This window comes from Nocardia sp. CA-135398 (assembly GCF_050955845.1).
Taxonomy (GTDB): Bacteria; Actinomycetota; Actinomycetes; order Mycobacteriales; family Mycobacteriaceae; genus Nocardia.
Window position 1 is genome coordinate 2,074,285 of sequence record NZ_CP192084.1, and the last position, 16,351, is coordinate 2,090,635.

Genomic DNA, 16,351 nt, shown 5'->3' on the forward strand with positions numbered 1-16,351 from the left:
CCTTCCGCAGATCCCGGTATTCGGGCACCCCACCCGGGCGTTCCACCCTCGGTCCGTTCAATCGAGTTCCACCACAACACATTTGAAGGAGTACACAACCATGTCCGTCACTCTCACCGATCAGGACAAGCTGACCCTGCGTACCGCTGCCTACGGCGCCGTATCGTTGCTGGTCGCCGCCGATGCCACTGGCAAGCCCCACAAGATCGCCACCGACGGCTCCCTCGCTCTGGGCTCTGCGACCGGCCTGGTCGGGCACGTGCTTGCCGAGAAGTCGAAGCCTGTGAAGCTGGACGGTAAGTCGGTAGCCGAACTTGCCGACCACGTCCTGCCCGCCCTGACTGCAACGATGAGCCTGCTCGCCGAGCAGGCTCCAGCAGAGGCCGACAACTTCCGTAGCACCGTCCTGGTCGCCATCGAAGCCGCCCAGCAGGTCTACCAAGGCAAGCCCGGTCCCACCCTGGTCGAGATGGTCCGCAAGATCACCGCAGCCCTCGACGCCGCGTGAGGGGTTGCTTCGCCGCCGTCAACACGCCGATACCGCAGTCTCGCGTCCGGTGAACAAGCTGGAAGAAACATGACCCGAACCCCGTGCCGTGGCAAGCGCGGGGTTTCGCGCTGCGTCGGAACCTGTTCCGGTAGAGCCCGGTTTCACCGCTGCGCATGGTGTGCGGGCGCGTTTGTCAGTGCGGGTGGGTGATTCCGCGTCGGATTTCGCCGGGGCTGTGTGCGATCTTGGATGGGTCGCGGGTTCGGGACGATCGGAGTTGGTAGGGCACGCTGGTGACCATGACGCCAGGTTCGAAGAGCAGCCGTGCTTTGAGTCGCAGTGAGCTCTGGTTGTGGAGCAGGTTTTCCCACCAGTGTCCGACGACGTATTCGGGGATGTAGACGCTGACGACGTCGTGGGGGCGGGATTGGCGTATCCGTTTGATGTAGTCGATGACGGGTCGGGTGATCTCGCGGTAGGGCGATTCGATCACTTTGAGCGCGATGGTGATGTCCTGGCGTTCCCATTCCTGGGCCAGGGCGCGGGTTTCGGTGTCGTCGACGTTGACGGTGATGGCGGTGATCGTGTCGGGGCGGGTGGCGCGGGCGAACAGTACGGCGCGCTGGGTTGCCTTGTGCCAGCCGGAGACCAGCACGATGGCGTGCACTCGGGCCGGCAGAGTGGGGGTGTCGTCGGGGTCGATGTCGAGTTCGTCGCGCACGTTCGTGTAGTGGCGGTGGATGAGGTACATCCCCAGCACCAGTAGTGGCATGGCGATCACGACGAGGTAGGCGCCGTGGCTGAACTTGGTGATCATGACGACGACAAGGACGACACCGGTGAAGCAGGCCCCGAATGCGTTGATCAGCCTGCCGCGGTGGATGCGTAGTCGCTCCGCGGCGGTTGTGGCGCTGCGTAGTTCGCGGTTCCAGTGCCGGACCATCCCGGTCTGGCACAGCGTGAACGAGGTGAAGACACCCACGATGTAGAGCTGGATGAGGCGGGTGGTCTGCCCGTCGAAAGCGTAGATGAGTCCGGCCGCGACCACCGCGAGCAGGATGATGCCGTTGGAGTAGGCCAGGCGGTCACCGCGGGTGTGGAGTTGGCGGGGCATGTACCGGTGCTGGGCCAGAATCGAATTCAGCAGCGGGAACCCGTTGTAGGCGGTGTTCGCCGCCAGGATCAGGATCAGCGCCGTGGTCACCATCAGGTAGTAGAAGGCGATACTGCTGTTACCGAACACGGCTGCCGCGATCTGCGCGATGACCGTCTTCTGGGCGTCGTTGTGGCAGTCGCCCGGGAATCCGATGAGGTCGCAGGTGTTCTCGGTGACCCTGGTGTGGGAAATCATCGCCAGCGCGGTCACCCCGGAGAACATGGTGATGGCCAGGACACCCATCGCGGTCATGGTGCGGGCCGCGTTGAGGGCCTTGGGTTTCCGGAATGCGGGCACGCCGTTGGAGATCGCCTCCGCACCCGTCAGCGCGGTACAGCCGGACGAGAATGCCCGTAATGCGAGGAAAGCCACCGCCGCCGCACTCAAACCGACATGCTCGGCACGGATCTCGTAATGTGCGCTTTCGGCGACCGGGGCGTGCCCGAACAGCGCTTGGCCGAGCCCGATGGCGACCATCGCCATCACCCCGACCACGAATCCGTAGGTCGGCACCGCGAACGCCCGGCCGGATTCGCGGACCCCGCGCAGATTCATCGCGGTCAGGGCCACGATGAATCCGATATCGATCAGCACCCGGTGCGGGTTCAGGTCGGGGACCGCGGAGATGATGTTGTCCACGCCCGCCGCGACCGACACCGCCACGGTCATCACGTAATCCACCAACAGCGCCGCCGCGACCACCAGACCAGGGATGGGACCGAGGTTCGCGGCGACCACCTCATAGGAGCCGCCACCGGAGGGATAGGCCTGCACCACTTGGCGATACGACAGCGCGACCACCGCCAATAGCACCACGACGCCACCGGCCACCCACGGCGTCAAATACAGGTAGCTGAGACCACCGAGGGTGAGGATGAGCAGGATCTCCTGCGTCGCATACGCGACTGATGACAGCGGGTCGCTGGCGAAGATGGGTAGCGCCAGTCGCTTCGGAAGCAACGTCTCACCGAGCCGATCGCTGCGAAACGGGCGTCCCAGCACAACTCGCTTAGCGATGTCGATCGGTGAAACCACGATGAATCAGCGTAGGTCCCGAGCGACACGCCGAGTCCGGACAGACCGTAGAGATATCGTAAAAATTTGCCATGACGTCGGAAAGAGCGCATAAAGCCGGTCTTACCTGCTTATTTATATCAATTAGCGTTGTTTGCTGCCCTCTGCGCCGAGGAAGGGACAACCACGCCAATGCCTGACCGAACCGACGATCTCGACAGCCTGCGTGTGCTGGTCAGCCACCGCCTAGTGGTGGAGGTCCTCGATGCCGTCGCGGCCCGCGCGCGGGCGGTGAGCGAGCTGACCACAGCCGTCGCGGGCGCACGTCGTGCACTGGAGTCGGCGCTGCGCGTGATCGCCTCGGACGGGTTGATCGTGGCCGATCCGAAAGGCAGCTGGGACCGGCCACCGGCAGACACCGCCGTCATACGGCTCACCGGCCGTGGCCAAGCGGTGGTCGCGGCATTGTCGAGCCTGGCGGTATGGACGGCGCTCTACGAAAAATCCGGCCCGGTACGACACCGGTGAACACGCTCGCCCGATTCGAGCGATATCGACGTAGGAACATGGAGCTAGTCGGATCTGAACTATCGAAAGGGCTGCCCACGTCATGACCGAAGCCGAGCTGTTGGATCTGCGGAGTCGCGCCGCAGGCGGTGATCAGGACGCCATCGACGAGCTGATCGAAAACGCCACCGAACGCGGCGATCTCGACGAACTACGCAGACTCGCCGACAGCGGCAGCAGCGATGCCCTCGACCAGCTCGTCGAACTTGCCGGCGAACGCGGTGATCTCGATGAGCTGCGACGCCTGGCCGGCAACGGCAGCCGCGATGCCACCGACCTACTCGTCGAAGCCGCGACCGAGCGCGGCGACATCGCCGAACTGCGACGCCTCGCCGCCGACGGCAACACCGACGCCGCCGACACACTCGCCGATCTCGACCAAGACCCCGACGGAACCGGCTAGCGCACACCGTACTACCGCCACGCTGCTCGGGCACCGACGGCACCCCTGGACCACAGACGGGTTCAGTACCGTGACCCCATGGCACGCGAGACGTTGAGCAGGGATCAGATCGTGCGCGCCGCGGTCGAGGTCCTCGACGCTGAGGGGGTGAGTGGTTTGAACATGCGGCGCCTCGGCACCCAGCTCGGTGCCGCACCGACCGCGGTGTACTACCACGTGCAGAACAAGGACGAACTGGTAGTGCTGGCCGCCGATCAGGTTTGGAGCGAGATCGAGCTGCCCGATGTCGACCAGGTGGGCTGGCGGCAGGCGGCGGCGCAGTTGGCGCACGGCGTGCACGCGATGATCGGGCGGCATTTCTGGCTGCTGCCTGCCATGAGTACCCATCTTCTCTACGGACCGGGGAAGGCCCGCCACGACGACTGCAGCCTTGCCGTATACGAGGCCGCCGGTTTCCGCGGCGCCGAGGCCGACCATGCCGCAGCCACGACGCTGATGTTCGTCATCGGCGCAGCCCAGGGTGAGGCGGCCGAATCCGCTTGGCGGGCAAGGACACGCCGCGCAGGAGCCGACGCGGACGAGCAACTACGGACCACCCTCGAGCAGATAACCGCAGTGGCACACCAATTTCCGCGCCTACGCGCCCGCACCGAACCCACCCTGCAGACGATCCCGGAGGAGAACAGTTTCGAGTTCGGCCTGCACACCGTCCTCGACGGCCTACAGGCCCGCCTCACCAACTGAAATAGGCCCCCGCGCTCGGCGTCGCCAACGCGACGATGACCACGATCGATCCCACAGTGGCCAGCACCCAACGGAATACGGTCACCGGGCGATACCAGCGTGGCAATGCCTCGACACCGGCGTACAGCACGGCCCGCACATCGAAATCCCGTACGCGAGGATCAGCGGATTTCGCCAGCGCGGCCACCGTGAACGGCACCGCGAACACCTGAACGGTCGTGACGTACCCGACACCGATCAGCACGACAGGTTCGAGTATCCACGACAGCAGCCGACCGATCCCCAACCCCGCCGAATTGAGTCCGCCCAACACCGCCAGCACCGCCGCGATCCCAAAGCTCAGCCATAGCGCCCACGCGCCCTCTTCGAATCTGATGCCGTGCTCGGCAAGCACTTCGGGATCGACACCCTGTTGGCGTGCCTGCGCATCGGCGGCGCGCTGCGCCTTCGGCCCGGCCCTCCGGTAGGCGAGCAGCATCACGACGAACACAGCTGCCAACAGCAGCTGCAGACCGGCGGCGAGGACGACCGTATAGGGCACGACTGCCTCCCAGAGCATTTGAACTAAGTGCAGAAATCACAGTAGGTCGGATTTGAACAAGTTCAACTCGATATGTGTGGCACGATCAGCGAGCAATATCGCGGTATCCACCGATCGTGATCGCACGAGTGCGGACGCGGTGGTCTGCTCCCGCCACGGTGGCGAGGTCAGCCCGCTCTGTGTCCCGACACGGGGTGCGGGCTCGAACGGACGGCTTGCGAAGCGATGGTCGGCCGGTAGTGTCCGCCACGATGCGCGAGCATCCGATCAGCAGCCCGCGCCGAGGAGGATTACCGTGGCCGACACCTCACCCATGCCCGCACCGAGTGCTGGGCCCGCGCCGGATCATGGTGCGGGCGTCCATGATTCGGCGCCGCTGGCGTTAGTGGTCGGGGCACTCGGCGTGGTGTTCGGCGATATCGGGACCAGCCCGATCTACACGCTGCAAACAGTGTTCAACCCGGAAGATCCGCATCCGGTGCCGGTCAGCCGGGACAACGTGTATGGGGTGGTGTCACTGATCTTCTGGTCGGTGATGATCATCGTCACCGTCACCTACGTCCTGCTCGCCATGCGTGCCGACAACGAGGGCGAGGGCGGCATCATGGCGCTGATCACGCTGCTGCGCCGGTGGAGTGCCCCGCAGGGTCGCCGGGTGGCACTTGTGCTGTCGGCACTCGGCATCTTCGGTGCCTCCCTGTTCTTCGGCGACAGCATGATCACCCCCGCGATCTCGGTGCTGTCCGCGGTCGAGGGCCTCGAGGTGGTGCGCCCCTCGCTCGGGGAATTCATCGTGCCGATCACGGCCGTGATCATCGTGGCGCTGTTCATGGTGCAGCGTCACGGCACCGCTGCCGTGGGCCGACTGTTCGGCCCGGTGATGATCGTCTGGTTCGTCACCATCGGCGCGTGCGGGATAACCGGAATCGTCGATCACCCGGAGATCCTGAAAGCGCTGTCACCGACGTATGCGCTCGGTTTCCTATTCGGTCACTTCGGTACCGCGTTCTTCGCCCTCGCCGGGGTCGTGCTCGCCGTCACCGGCGCCGAAGCGCTCTATGCCGACATGGGACATTTCGGCCGCCGGTCGATCACCCGGGCCTGGCTGATCCTGGTGTTCCCCGCCTGCATCCTCAGCTACCTCGGACAAGGCGCATCGATCCTGGGCGACCCCGGCAATATCAGCAGCCCGTTCTTCCTGCTCGCGCCCGGCTGGGGACGACTACCGTTGGTCATCTTGGCGACCGCCGCGACGGTGATCGCCTCGCAAGCGGTGATCACCGGCGCCTACTCGGTCGCCTCCCAGGCCGCCCAGCTCGGCTACCTGCCGCGGCTGCGCGTCGCGCACACCTCCGAATCCACCATCGGGCAGATCTATGTGCCGTGGATCAACTGGCTGCTGATGGTCTCGGTGCTCACCCTGGTCTTCGCCTTCCGCAGCTCGACCGCCCTGGCCTTCGCCTTCGGAATGGCCGTCACCGGAACGATCACCATCACCACCCTGCTGTTCTTCTACGTCGCCCACTTGAAATGGGGCACCCCGTGGTGGCTGATCGGTCTCGGCGCGGCCCCGCTGTTGCTGGTGGATCTGCTGTTCCTCGCGGCCAATATGACCAAGTTCGTGCACGGGGCGTGGCTGCCGCTGCTGATCGGTGTCACCGCCTACACCGTCATGACCACCTGGCAGCGCGGCCGCAAGATCGTCACCACCGAACGGGAACGCCGGGAAGGATCACTACGCGAGTTCATCGACGAACTCCAAAGCGGGAAACCAGGATTGCTGACAGTGCCCGGCACTGGGATCTTCCTCAACCGCGGCAAGCAGACCACACCGCTGGCCATGCGCGCCAATGTCGAGCACAACCACGTCCGGCACGAACATGTGGTGATCGTGGCGATCCAGACCGAACCGGTACCCCGGGTGCCGGTCGCGGAATGCGTCAGCGTTGATCACCTCGGCTACGCCGACGACGGCATCATCCACGTCACCGCCCGATTCGGGTACATGCAGACACCCGACGTGCCACGAGCACTGGCTGGAATCGACCCCGCCGAGACCGAGGGACGGTTGGACCTGGTCCAAGCGTCGTACTTCCTGTCGAAGATCGAACTGCGACGCGGCACCGCGCCCACCATGGCGACGTGGCGGAAACGATTGTTCATCGCCACCTCCTACATCACCGCCGACGCCGCCGAATACTTCGGCCTGCCCCGCGACCGCACCGTCATCATGGGCTCCCACATCGAGGTGTAGCACAGCAGAGCGTTGAGCTCATTTACGCAACCTATCCGTCCTGGCGGCAGTGGCCAGGAGGCCGAGGAGGTGCGCAGGCCTAATGGTCCTGTCGGTGAATTCGTTTGTGGCGGTACCGGTTTCAGCGAAAATCGCAGGTACCAGTTACTCGGCAGGACACGCAAAACATGGGCAACTGAAAAAACGCCTGGTCATTGTGGGTACTTCGGTAGGACTGATCAGCCGGTGCTGCGCGTCGGTTGCCGACGGGCGGCACGGGACGCCCACCGGCACGCGCGGCTTGGCGATCAGCCCCGTCGGGTCAGATGGAAGAGGTTAGGCTGAAGCGTTGTCGCGTCCGGGTCGAAGAGCTACCGGTTGATTTCTTGGCCATGGTTCATCGAACCTTCGGGCGGCACCTCAGCGTGGCGTCATCAACAGTGGCAAAGCTGTTCCTCGGCCAGCACACTCGCATTGTTCGAGAGAGGGCAGTCTGACATGAAGGCGTTCCTTGTCGAGTCCTATGGTGAGGGTGGACTACGGGCGGCAGACGTTCCTGAGCCAACGGTAGGTCCGCGTGATGTTCTGGTCCAGGTTCGCGGCGCCAGTATCAACCCGCTGGACAAGATGGTTCGTAACGGCGAGTTCAAGCAGCTGCTGAAGTACAGGCTTCCGTTAATTCTGGGGCATGATGTCTCCGGTGTTGTGACGGAAGTCGGCGCGGACGTTCGTGGATTTCAGGTGGGCGATGAAGTCTATTCTCGGCCGAGGGATCTCAGGATCGGCACCTTCGCCGAATTTATCGCGATCGACGAAGACGAGGTAGCGCTCAAACCGCGATCGCTTTCGTTCGAAGAGGCCGCTGCGGTCCCGCTGGTTGCTCTGGCCTCCTGGCAGCTGCTAGTCGATCTCGCACACGTCGAGCCAGGTCAAAAAGTCCTCGTCCATGCCGGGGCGGGCGGCCTCGGCTCGACCGTTATCCAGGTCGCCAAGTATCTGGGCGCGTATGTGGCCACTACTGTGAGCACCGGCGATGTCGAGAAGGCGCGCCTCTTGGGCGCGGATGAGGTGATCGATTACACCAAACAGGATTTCGCTGAGATCCTGGCGGGATATGACGTCGTCCTCGACTCTCTCGGGGGTGCCAACCTGGAGAAGTCCTTAACAGTGCTCAGGAGTGGCGGGCTCGCAATCAGCGTGGTCGGCCCGCCCGACTCTTCCTTCGCAAGACAACTCGGCCGACCCATCCTGGCCCCTGTTATGGCGCTGTTGAGCCTCAAGATTCGCTGGAAGGCGAAGAAGCTGAAAGTGCGATACTCCTTCTTCTTTATGAAGGCCGATGGCGCACGCCTCGCGGAATTGGCCGCACTCTATGACGATGGAACCTTGCGACCGGTTCTGGACCGCACATTCCCGTTCGATCAGACTCTCGAGGCCATGGCCTACGTTGAGCAGGGGCACGCCAAAGGGAAGATCGTCGTCAAGCATTGAGTGTTGATGGTCCCGGGCACTGGCTGAGCTTTGCGGCGGGGTCGTCGAGGATGCGAAGGGCATTGTGAATTCCGGTGTCGAGTACCTGGTCGGACAGTGCGGGATCGCTGATGGCTCGGGCGAGTTGCAGGGACGTGACCAGGATGCTGAACAGGCCCAACGCCGTCTGGAGTCGGTTCGTGTCCGATCGCCCGGGGGGTAGGTGCGCGGCTATCTCCTGGACGATCGACTGTGCGCCCTCGGAATAGGCGTCCCTGACTGTGGCGTCGCACCGACCGATTTCACTCAGCAGCGCCGCGGTCGGGCAGCCGCCCGTGTGGTCGTCTCGGTGTTCGGTAGACAGATAGCCACGGATGTAGTCCTCCAGCGAGTCCCGATCGGCCGGTAACGCGCGTTTTCAACAGAGTGAGATTCCGCGATACAGCCGCGGAGTCGGGGTGGCTTCGATCAGAATCGAACGATGCTCGGTGGGGTGAGCGCCGTTGGCGCCCAGGCGCATACGAAGACGACCACGCTGCGAGCGCTGGTGAACAAGGACTCTCGCGCCGCGGTCAGCCGCCGTGCCAGTCGGATCCGGTTATTCCCCGCGGTCGGACTCGCACTCACCACCGGACTCATCGTGGCCTTCGCCGCTTACGGATTCCTGCGATAGATCAGCCGACACGTCGAACTGTAGGTCCGGCCCCGGACGCCACGAGCGCCTCGCCGCCTGCGACTCACCGAAGGACAAGTCAACCGCATCTCGCGGCGGCGAACGTTCAAAAGAGTTCAAAATCGCGACCCGCCAACGGGATCCAGGAAGCACCCCAAACGGGTGAATTACGTATGGAAGAACTTCTTCTTACTGCGATGTCCCGTCCCGCCATCGGCGGGCCTTATCAGCGGTCAGGGCGCCGCCACCAGGGTGCTACGCCGCCAGAGCGCGGTAATCACAACTGTGGCAATACCATCCGGCTTCACCAGCGAGCTTCGCCGCGTGCAGCATCTCCCCGCAGGTCGGGCACAACGGTGGTAGCTCAGCAGCCCAGAGATCGAGCTCGTCGAGCAGCGTGCGGCAGTTGCCCTCAGCGTGAAACAGTTCAACCGAGCGGTCGAACAGCTGCAGTTGCGCGTCCCAGTAGGCGCAGCACCGATAGGCGTGCGATTTCGATGAGGTCCTCGAGGTCATCGGATCCGAGGAAGGTCGAGAAGACGCCGACACCGGCCACGACGATGTGGCGCTCCATGCGGAACCGGGACGTGCTCATCGGCAGCATCCTTCCTCGGGATCAGTCCGGGTCGGCGGGAACGAGCAGAGCGGCCTCAGTGCTGAACGGGTAGGTGCCAGGCGCGGCCTTCTCGACGGACTCCACGATCGCGCGGTCACCGTCCAGTTCGAGAACCTCAAACTTCGACACTCCGCCTGCCGCGAGCAGGACCCGATCGCCGACATTCACCATGACCTGTGACGACAGGTTGTAGTTGTCACTGGCGAGTCGAGCTGGCCTTTCGGTTCAGGAGGGGCTGCAAGTCGTAGTTGTCACCGTTTGCAGGTTGTGGTTGTCACCGTGTCGGGCTGGCTGCAGCCGGGCATGTGCAGGGGGCGAGCGATGAATTTCGGCGCTCCGCCCGGTCCGAAGGCGTAGCAGGTGTGACATGTTGAGGAGAAACGATGGGTTACGTAACATCCGCCGATGGCACCGTGATCGCCTACGAGCGCGGCGGCAATGGGCCAGCGGTCGTCCTGGTCGGTGGCGGCATCGACGACGGTACGGAGAATGCGCCGCTGGCAGCGGCGTTGGCCGAGCACTTCACCGTCTACAACTATGCCCGCCGGGGACGCGGCGACAGCGGCGACGCCTCGACCGTGGACCTGGCTCGTGAGATCGAGGACCTGGCGGCGCTTATCGCCGAGGCGGGTGGGAGCGCACACGTCTACGGTGTCTCCTCCGGTGGCGCTCTCGCGTTGGAAGCCGCAGCGGCGGGATGCTCCGTCGCCAGGCTCGGGGTGTACGAGGTGCCCTACAACATCACCGACAGCGACTGGCCGCGGCAGTGGCGAAATTACGTCGACGGACTCCGGGCAGCGCTCGCCGCTGGTCGCCGCGGAGACGCCGTCGAGCTGTTCATGCGGGTAACCGGTGCCTCGGATGCGGATCTCGCGGGTCTGCGGGCCGCGCCGTTCTGGCCCGCACTCGAGGCCATGGCACACACACTCGCCCACGATGCGGCCGCCCTGGGAGACGGCCGGCCACCAGTGGCCCGTTTAGGCCACGTCAGGCAACCCACCCTGGTACTCACTGGGGACGACCGTCCCGCCGGGGCCGCGAAATGGATCGCGGCCCTGGACGCAGCAGCCGACGCAGTCGCCGCGGGCCTTCCGCACGCCCACCGCCAAACCTTGAAAGGCCAAGGGCACGTAGCCGATCCGCACGCGGTGGTCCCGGTCCTCGAACGCTTCTTCAACGAATGACTTGAGGCTTGCCTGCTGGCATGCGAACGCAGCAGCCGCTTGTGCGGGAGCCACGCTGATCATCACCAGGGCTACTCACCACCATCACCGCCTCCGCACAAGCCCACCCCAACCCGCCACTAGGACGCCGACCACGCATCCGGTGACAGATACAACCTGCAAGTGACAACTAGAACCTGTCGTCACATGACCGCATCTTATCTATTACGACCGATCGGTTTTGTGTAATCATCGAAAGTGTGTTCGATGATTGGCGGCCAGTGTACGAGGTCGAGGGCCGGATCGTCACTGAACCGGAGCCTCTGTATCGGACCTGCAAGGGGTGGGTCGAAGCCGCCCGGTCGCCTGCCCGCGCGGCCACCGATTCGGGCCGCGCCGGGCGACTGTGGGTTCGGTGCCCTGTTTGGCGGCGGGTGGCCAGTCGAGTGCGACTACACGATCTATACGCCACCCATTCGGCCCGACTGCCGACACCACGCCTTCGATGAGCGGCTTATCCACAGGCCTGAAACAGGCGGAACGGCACCATAAGCTGGGCCGTCCAACTCAATATGACTACTGAGCCGAGTCACTTACCCCGATACGAGCCACCGCTTCACCCCCTATGTGCCGCGCAGAATCCGCGCCACCGAGTATCCGCCCGCCTGATCGAATACCTGCGGTCCCTCTGGAGCCTGTTCATTCTTGACTTAGGACCTCTTGGATTTCCCTTGAGAGGTTGCTATTGCCAGCCGCGATGAACTTCTTTCGGACGTTCATGGCCGCGTTTATCTCACTCAGCGAGTTCAGGCTGTAGTCCAGTGGGATCGGTTTACCGTGGAGGTCGGTGACTGATCCGCCTGCGGCGTGGAGGATGTAGTGCCCGGGGGAGAGATCCCAGATGGCGAAGCCTTTGGCGAATTCGATCATGGCGTCGGTGAAACCGGCCGCGACGTGGCACAGGCCGATCGAGCCGAAGTCAACCCCTATGCGCCCTTTCGGTTTTCCGCTCTCCGTGGGCGCACCCAGCGCTTTCAGGAGCTCGTGCTGCTGGGCCAAGGGCGCGAATCGTTGGGCCGGTCGCATGAGGTAGTTGGTGATCAGCGCCTCGGGCAGTGAAGCGTGTGATGTGTGTTCGAGGGGGTGCTGGGTACCATCTGCTGTGATCATCAGCGCCCGATCGTTTCCGGCTTCGTCCATCGCTGCGAGGTAGATCTGGACGTGGTGGAAGATGTCGCCGACCACCGCTGCGATCGGCCGTGCCAGGGAGCGCGAGTAGACCAGGATATGGGTGTAGCCGTACAGGCTACGGACGGCGAGTTCGCTGGTATCCAGCGGATCGACCAGCACACACAGGTCCGGATCGGCCTGTGGTCCGATGATCTCGGGATCCGCCTCCTCGGAGGCGTAGATGAACGATGGAATGACCTCGACCAGCAGCTCTTTGTAGCGCCGATGCATCCACAGGTCGTAGTCGGACAGGAAGTTGTCCTGGTGCCGTAGATTTTCGTTCTCGGCGTGGTGGCCGGTGAGTGCAGCCTCGATGAGTCGGGGGCGGATATCGGTGATCATGTCGCGTACGAGATCGGCGACGCGGTGTGCGAGGTCGGTATTCGTGGCCGGATTGGTCACCAGAAGCCGCCTTTCGGTGGGGTCATCGCAGTTCCAGTGGTGGTTCGATGCCGGGCGGGCTCATGGTGGCTGCGATGAAGATGGCCTCCAGGCCAGCGTCACGCATGATTTTCGCGCCGGTCAGGTCGTCGAAGCTTTCTACTTTCAGGTCACGGCTTTTGGTCATCGCTCCGAAGACGGCGAAGTACAGTTCTGCCTTCGGGTATCGCGACCGGAGTTGATGAGTGAGGTATCCGATGACGTCGGCGTGCTTGACTTCAAAGTCGCAGACGACGATGGTCGGTGTGTCTCGGGCTGGCGGGAAGAATGAGGCGTCGTCCAGGCCGATGCCGTCGCGGATCTTGTTGCAGCGCAGGTAGCCGATGTTGCAGCGGGAAAATCGTGATGAGGCAAGGAAGGTCGCCATCACCAGACCGGCTTCGTTCACGCCGAAGCACACGTCCACGTCCAGGCGGCGTCCAACGTTCTTGATCTGCATGGAGAGTTGTTCCACGCCGTACCCGAACGTCTCCCACGTCAGGTCGAGTAGCTGGCCCGGATTCGGATTGGGCAAGGTGAATACGCTGATGTCGGGGTTGCCATTCTCGATGGTCGGAACCGACAGGATGAACTCATCGCCGGGTTGCCTCGCCCACCCGTTCACGGCTGCAGCGTGCAGCCCGGCCGCCGGGGTTGCGATTGGAGACGGCCCAGGCCGAACGTCCGGCTGGGCATCTGCGGTCATCTGTCTGAGTGACAGCTGGTCTTCGATTGGGAGGCGTTCATAGGCTTCGGCGATCAAGGCGGTCGGCGATATGGTCTCCTCGGCTATGCCCAACGGGCCGCGACCGTAGGCGGTGCACAGGATTAGCACGCTCGACAGCGAGGGGGGCGAGCCGCGTCCGCGTCCGCGAGCCCAAGATTCCCAGGCGTTGATCGAGGTACCGCCGAGGGTTGTCTGGTTGCCGGTGACCTTGTTGTAGCGCTCGGCGGCCTGGTCCTGGGACAGCCCGGCCGCGTATCGATACGCCTGAAGACTGGGTATATCGGGATATCGCGCCATCAGCTCGGTCGCTGCCCGCGTCACCGAACCCAATGTGGTCCATAGCTTTTTGCCGACAGCAGCCATCTCCCGGCCACGCGCCTGGGGGGTCGTGGGCTGATTCATCGGCGAGGTCGAATTGCGTTGCCTCGACGGAACTCCCACCCGCCCCCAGTCCTCCACACCCGGAACCGTCACGGCCCTCAGATTACCCATCACGATGGGCAAGTTCGGTGTTTGCCGGAAAACGCCAGTTCAGCGCCACCCATCAACCGGGCGGTTGTCGGACCGTCACGCAGGTGTCACAGGCCGACTCGCATGCGACCGTATTTTTCGAAGGCTGCGAGGTATTGAGAAAGGGCAGCGATGACGAAACCGTATTCGGCAATCGCCGCTGCTCCCATGGGGCCACCACGTGCGATCGGGTACGTGAACAGCGCACTGGGTGAGCGGGTGATGAACGAGGTGTGCGTGTCGGAATGTGCTGCCGCTCTTGGCTATCAGTTGGTGCGGATGGTGGTTCGAGATCCATCGAAAGTGGACGACCCGGTGGCGCGGCTGATCAACACCGCACGCGGTTACAACGTCGCCGCGGTGATTATCCCGAGCCTCGACCACGTGGGCGGGGATCCGGGTGAGATTTGTGGGGTGTGCGACGTGGTCACTGCACGCACCCAGCAGACCTATGTGTGCGCCGCCGCGCCTGTGGATGCGCCCGATGAGCAGCCCTGAACGGCAACGACCCGTGGAGGCTGTCAGGCGATGTACCAACGTCGCACGGGAAGTTGCCTCGCGCTTTGTTGTTCCTCCCGCCTCGGCGGCTTTCGCGCAGTTGATATCTGATTTCTTGATCGGGAGGACTAGTGCCAGTCACATGCACGTTCTGCGACACCCCTGACGGTGTCGCCGTTGCCGCCGCGACACTAATTGCAGCGCAAATCAATTCGGCTGTCGGTCTATCCGGTGAGTGCGTTGTTGCGCTCGCCGGCGGTTCAACGCCGACCGCGACCTACCGTGCACTGAGGTCGCTCGATATCGACTGGTCGAGAGTGCATTTCGTGCAGACCGACGAGAGGGTGATTCCCGAGGCTGGGGAGCGGTCGGCGGCGCTGATCGAGGCGGCGCTCGGGCTCGACCGTCAGGAGTTGCGGACCCGATGGCATCCGGTGCCGGTGTGTGGTGATGGGGCTCGTGCGGCTGTGGCGTATGCCGGGCGTCTTGCTGATGTTCGTCCCGGCGGAGTACCCGATATTGCGATCCTGGGCCTTGGTACCGATGGGCACACGGCATCGATATTCAGCCAGAACCTGCATTCCGACCCCGGTGCGACGGTCGTTTCGACGAGCTATCACGGTGAGCAGAGGGTCAGCTTGGGGCTCGACTACCTCAGAGCGATCCCGACTCGCGTTCTGCTGGCGACCGGCACCGGCAAGCAGGCGGCGCTGACAGCTGTTCTGAGCCCTGTTACCAGCGCACCGCGGGTGCCAGCCGCTATTGTCCTCGGTCAGGACGGACATGTTTTCGCCGATGCCGCTGCCCGGCCGGAGCGGGGCTGACGTGCTGGCGGTGTACCGCAGCAGCGGGCCGGTCATCGTGTTCGATCTCGGCGGAACCTGGTGGCGCTCGGCGATTCTGGAGCCGGACGGCACTTTGGCCGAGCGGCAGCGGCAGGCTGCGGTGACGAAGACGCGCACGGGCAGCAACGCGGCTACCCTTCGCGAACTCATGGTGCAGTTCCTGCTCGACAGTGCGCGCCAGTTCGCGGCCCAGCGGCCCGCAGTACGAGATGTCGGGATCTCCCTGGGTGCGGCGATCAACGGTCATTCCGGTCAGGTCCTGGCGAGTGCTCCGATGTGGGGCGACTGCACCGACCCATACGACCTGCGTGCGGTGCTGGCGTCGGCGGAGCCGAGCTTGCAGTGGTGGATTGCCAACGACGTGACCTGCCTGGCGCTGGCGATCTGCGCGAACGAGCAGATCGCCAGCCGTGATCTCCAAGCGATCACCGCGGTCACCGTGAGCAGCGGAATCGGTTCTCGCACTATCGATGTACGCACCGGCGAGGTTCTGCTGGATCGGCGGCACGGGATGCAAGGCGAGATCGGGCATCTGCCTGCGCTCACACCCGCAGCACTGGGCGTGGAGCCGCCGCTGTGTGACTGCGGGGCGACCGGGCATGTGTCGGCGATCGCGGCGGGCCGCTCGATCGAAGCGATGTTGTCTCAGTTCGCGGGCATCCTCGATCTGGGTGATGCCACCGGGGACGGGGGCTGCTCTCGCCTGCCGATGCTGCGTGATGCGGTGGCGGCGGACAATCCGGCGGCGGTGTCTTTCCTGGATGCGGTGACCGCGCCGCTGGCCAGGGCACTGCTGTATCTGCTTGCTATCGATCCCCGGGTGGAGCAAGTGTTCCTGTCCGGCGGTGTGGTCGACACGCTCGGCGATCACTACATGAACAGCTTGTACCGGAGGCTGGAGTCCGACGGTCTGTATCTGGTTTCTCTGTATCAGCCCAGCATCTTTCGGGATCGGATCTGTCGGTGGGAGTCCGACGGTTTCGAACCGTTGCGCGGTGCCGGGTTGTTCGCTCGCAAACAGTCACTCCAGGCTGGGGATAGGAGTCGATGA

The 16,351-nt window shown here is 64.0% G+C and carries 17 protein-coding genes; 11 read left to right on the top strand and 6 right to left on the bottom strand.

The window, feature by feature from the left end:
- Positions 1 to 100: 100 nt before the first annotated feature.
- The gene (locus ACQP1T_RS09280; RefSeq protein WP_433759533.1) at positions 101 to 508 is read left to right on the top strand and encodes a hypothetical protein; all 408 of its coding nucleotides are present in this window, start codon (positions 101 to 103) and stop codon (positions 506 to 508) included.
- Between the two features lie 175 nt (positions 509 to 683).
- Here ACQP1T_RS09280 and ACQP1T_RS09285 read toward each other — a convergent pair whose 3' ends face one another.
- Complete coding sequence (locus tag ACQP1T_RS09285) at positions 684 to 2,681, bottom strand: APC family permease (RefSeq protein ID WP_433759534.1); 1,998 nt, start codon at positions 2,679 to 2,681, stop codon at positions 684 to 686.
- 171 nt (positions 2,682 to 2,852) lie between these two features.
- On the opposite strand from ACQP1T_RS09285, the gene ACQP1T_RS09290 reads away from it, so the two are divergent.
- From ACQP1T_RS09290 to ACQP1T_RS09300, 3 genes are all read left to right on the top strand, one after another.
- Positions 2,853 to 3,188 carry a winged helix-turn-helix transcriptional regulator gene (locus ACQP1T_RS09290; protein WP_433759535.1) on the top strand — a complete coding sequence of 112 codons (336 nt, stop codon included), beginning with the start codon at positions 2,853 to 2,855 and terminating at the stop codon, positions 3,186 to 3,188.
- Between the two features lie 82 nt (positions 3,189 to 3,270).
- On the top strand, positions 3,271 to 3,630 hold the full coding sequence (locus ACQP1T_RS09295) for a hypothetical protein (protein WP_433759536.1): 360 nt from the start codon (positions 3,271 to 3,273) through the stop codon (positions 3,628 to 3,630).
- Positions 3,631 to 3,708: 78 nt separating this feature from the next.
- Positions 3,709 to 4,374: a TetR/AcrR family transcriptional regulator gene (locus tag ACQP1T_RS09300; RefSeq protein WP_433759537.1), complete on the top strand. Its 666-nt coding sequence runs from the start codon at positions 3,709 to 3,711 to the stop codon at positions 4,372 to 4,374.
- Here the strand turns inward: ACQP1T_RS09300 and ACQP1T_RS09305 are convergent.
- Positions 4,364 to 4,915, bottom strand: a complete 552-nt coding sequence (locus ACQP1T_RS09305) for a hypothetical protein (RefSeq protein WP_433759538.1) — start codon at positions 4,913 to 4,915, stop codon at positions 4,364 to 4,366. The two genes, ACQP1T_RS09300 and ACQP1T_RS09305, sit on opposite strands and share 11 nt — an antisense overlap.
- Before the next feature lie 313 nt (positions 4,916 to 5,228).
- On the opposite strand from ACQP1T_RS09305, the gene ACQP1T_RS09310 reads away from it, so the two are divergent.
- The 3 genes from ACQP1T_RS09310 to ACQP1T_RS09320 all read left to right on the top strand — a co-directional run bounded on the left by ACQP1T_RS09310 (position 5,229) and on the right by ACQP1T_RS09320 (position 9,291).
- On the top strand, positions 5,229 to 7,169 hold the full coding sequence (locus ACQP1T_RS09310; RefSeq protein WP_433762111.1) for a potassium transporter Kup: 1,941 nt from the start codon (positions 5,229 to 5,231) through the stop codon (positions 7,167 to 7,169).
- Positions 7,170 to 7,646: 477 nt separating this feature from the next.
- The gene (locus ACQP1T_RS09315) at positions 7,647 to 8,639 is read left to right on the top strand and encodes an NADP-dependent oxidoreductase (protein WP_433759539.1); all 993 of its coding nucleotides are present in this window, start codon (positions 7,647 to 7,649) and stop codon (positions 8,637 to 8,639) included.
- A gap of 472 nt (positions 8,640 to 9,111) precedes the next feature.
- Positions 9,112 to 9,291, top strand: a complete 180-nt coding sequence (locus ACQP1T_RS09320; RefSeq protein ID WP_433759540.1) for a hypothetical protein — start codon at positions 9,112 to 9,114, stop codon at positions 9,289 to 9,291.
- Between the two features lie 427 nt (positions 9,292 to 9,718).
- Here ACQP1T_RS09320 and ACQP1T_RS09325 read toward each other — a convergent pair whose 3' ends face one another.
- Entirely contained in the window at positions 9,719 to 9,886 is a 168-nt protein-coding gene (locus tag ACQP1T_RS09325) for a hypothetical protein (protein WP_433759541.1), read from the bottom strand.
- Positions 9,887 to 9,907: 21 nt separating this feature from the next.
- Positions 9,908 to 10,078: a hypothetical protein gene (locus ACQP1T_RS09330; protein WP_433759542.1), complete on the bottom strand. Its 171-nt coding sequence runs from the start codon at positions 10,076 to 10,078 to the stop codon at positions 9,908 to 9,910.
- A gap of 212 nt (positions 10,079 to 10,290) precedes the next feature.
- Here ACQP1T_RS09330 and ACQP1T_RS09335 point away from each other — a divergent pair, with 212 nt between their 5' ends.
- A complete protein-coding gene (locus tag ACQP1T_RS09335; protein ID WP_433759543.1) occupies positions 10,291 to 11,091 on the top strand; it encodes an alpha/beta fold hydrolase in 801 nt (266 codons plus the stop codon).
- 678 nt (positions 11,092 to 11,769) lie between these two features.
- Here ACQP1T_RS09335 and ACQP1T_RS09340 read toward each other — a convergent pair.
- Entirely contained in the window at positions 11,770 to 12,642 is an 873-nt protein-coding gene (locus tag ACQP1T_RS09340) for an inositol monophosphatase family protein (RefSeq protein WP_433759544.1), read from the bottom strand.
- 82 nt (positions 12,643 to 12,724) lie between these two features.
- Entirely contained in the window at positions 12,725 to 13,921 is a 1,197-nt protein-coding gene (locus tag ACQP1T_RS09345) for a helix-turn-helix domain-containing protein (RefSeq protein ID WP_433759545.1), read from the bottom strand.
- Between the two features lie 231 nt (positions 13,922 to 14,152).
- Between ACQP1T_RS09345 and ACQP1T_RS09350 the strand changes: the two genes are divergently transcribed.
- The 3 genes from ACQP1T_RS09350 to ACQP1T_RS09360 all read left to right on the top strand — a co-directional run bounded on the left by ACQP1T_RS09350 (position 14,153) and on the right by ACQP1T_RS09360 (position 16,351).
- A complete protein-coding gene (locus ACQP1T_RS09350; RefSeq protein ID WP_433759546.1) occupies positions 14,153 to 14,455 on the top strand; it encodes a hypothetical protein in 303 nt (100 codons plus the stop codon).
- A gap of 131 nt (positions 14,456 to 14,586) precedes the next feature.
- A complete protein-coding gene (locus ACQP1T_RS09355) occupies positions 14,587 to 15,279 on the top strand; it encodes a 6-phosphogluconolactonase (protein ID WP_433759547.1) in 693 nt (230 codons plus the stop codon).
- The gene (locus ACQP1T_RS09360; RefSeq protein ID WP_433759548.1) at positions 15,239 to 16,351 is read left to right on the top strand and encodes an ROK family protein; all 1,113 of its coding nucleotides are present in this window, start codon (positions 15,239 to 15,241) and stop codon (positions 16,349 to 16,351) included. The genes ACQP1T_RS09355 and ACQP1T_RS09360 overlap by 41 nt, the downstream gene beginning before the upstream one ends.

Coding starts and splice junctions, on each gene's coding strand:
- ACQP1T_RS09300 (WP_433759537.1), top strand. CDS start 3,709: ATGGCACGCGAGACGTTGAGCAGGGATCAGATCGTGCGCGCCGCGGTC.
- ACQP1T_RS09340 (WP_433759544.1), bottom strand. CDS start 12,642: ATGATCACCGATATCCGCCCCCGACTCATCGAGGCTGCACTCACCGGC.
- ACQP1T_RS09310 (WP_433762111.1), top strand. CDS start 5,229: ATGCCCGCACCGAGTGCTGGGCCCGCGCCGGATCATGGTGCGGGCGTC.
- ACQP1T_RS09290 (WP_433759535.1), top strand. CDS start 2,853: ATGCCTGACCGAACCGACGATCTCGACAGCCTGCGTGTGCTGGTCAGC.
- ACQP1T_RS09295 (WP_433759536.1), top strand. CDS start 3,271: ATGACCGAAGCCGAGCTGTTGGATCTGCGGAGTCGCGCCGCAGGCGGT.
- ACQP1T_RS09315 (WP_433759539.1), top strand. CDS start 7,647: ATGAAGGCGTTCCTTGTCGAGTCCTATGGTGAGGGTGGACTACGGGCG.
- ACQP1T_RS09335 (WP_433759543.1), top strand. CDS start 10,291: ATGGGTTACGTAACATCCGCCGATGGCACCGTGATCGCCTACGAGCGC.
- ACQP1T_RS09360 (WP_433759548.1), top strand. CDS start 15,239: ATGTTTTCGCCGATGCCGCTGCCCGGCCGGAGCGGGGCTGACGTGCTG.
- ACQP1T_RS09330 (WP_433759542.1), bottom strand. CDS start 10,078: ATGGTGAATGTCGGCGATCGGGTCCTGCTCGCGGCAGGCGGAGTGTCG.
- ACQP1T_RS09325 (WP_433759541.1), bottom strand. CDS start 9,886: ATGAGCACGTCCCGGTTCCGCATGGAGCGCCACATCGTCGTGGCCGGT.
- ACQP1T_RS09280 (WP_433759533.1), top strand. CDS start 101: ATGTCCGTCACTCTCACCGATCAGGACAAGCTGACCCTGCGTACCGCT.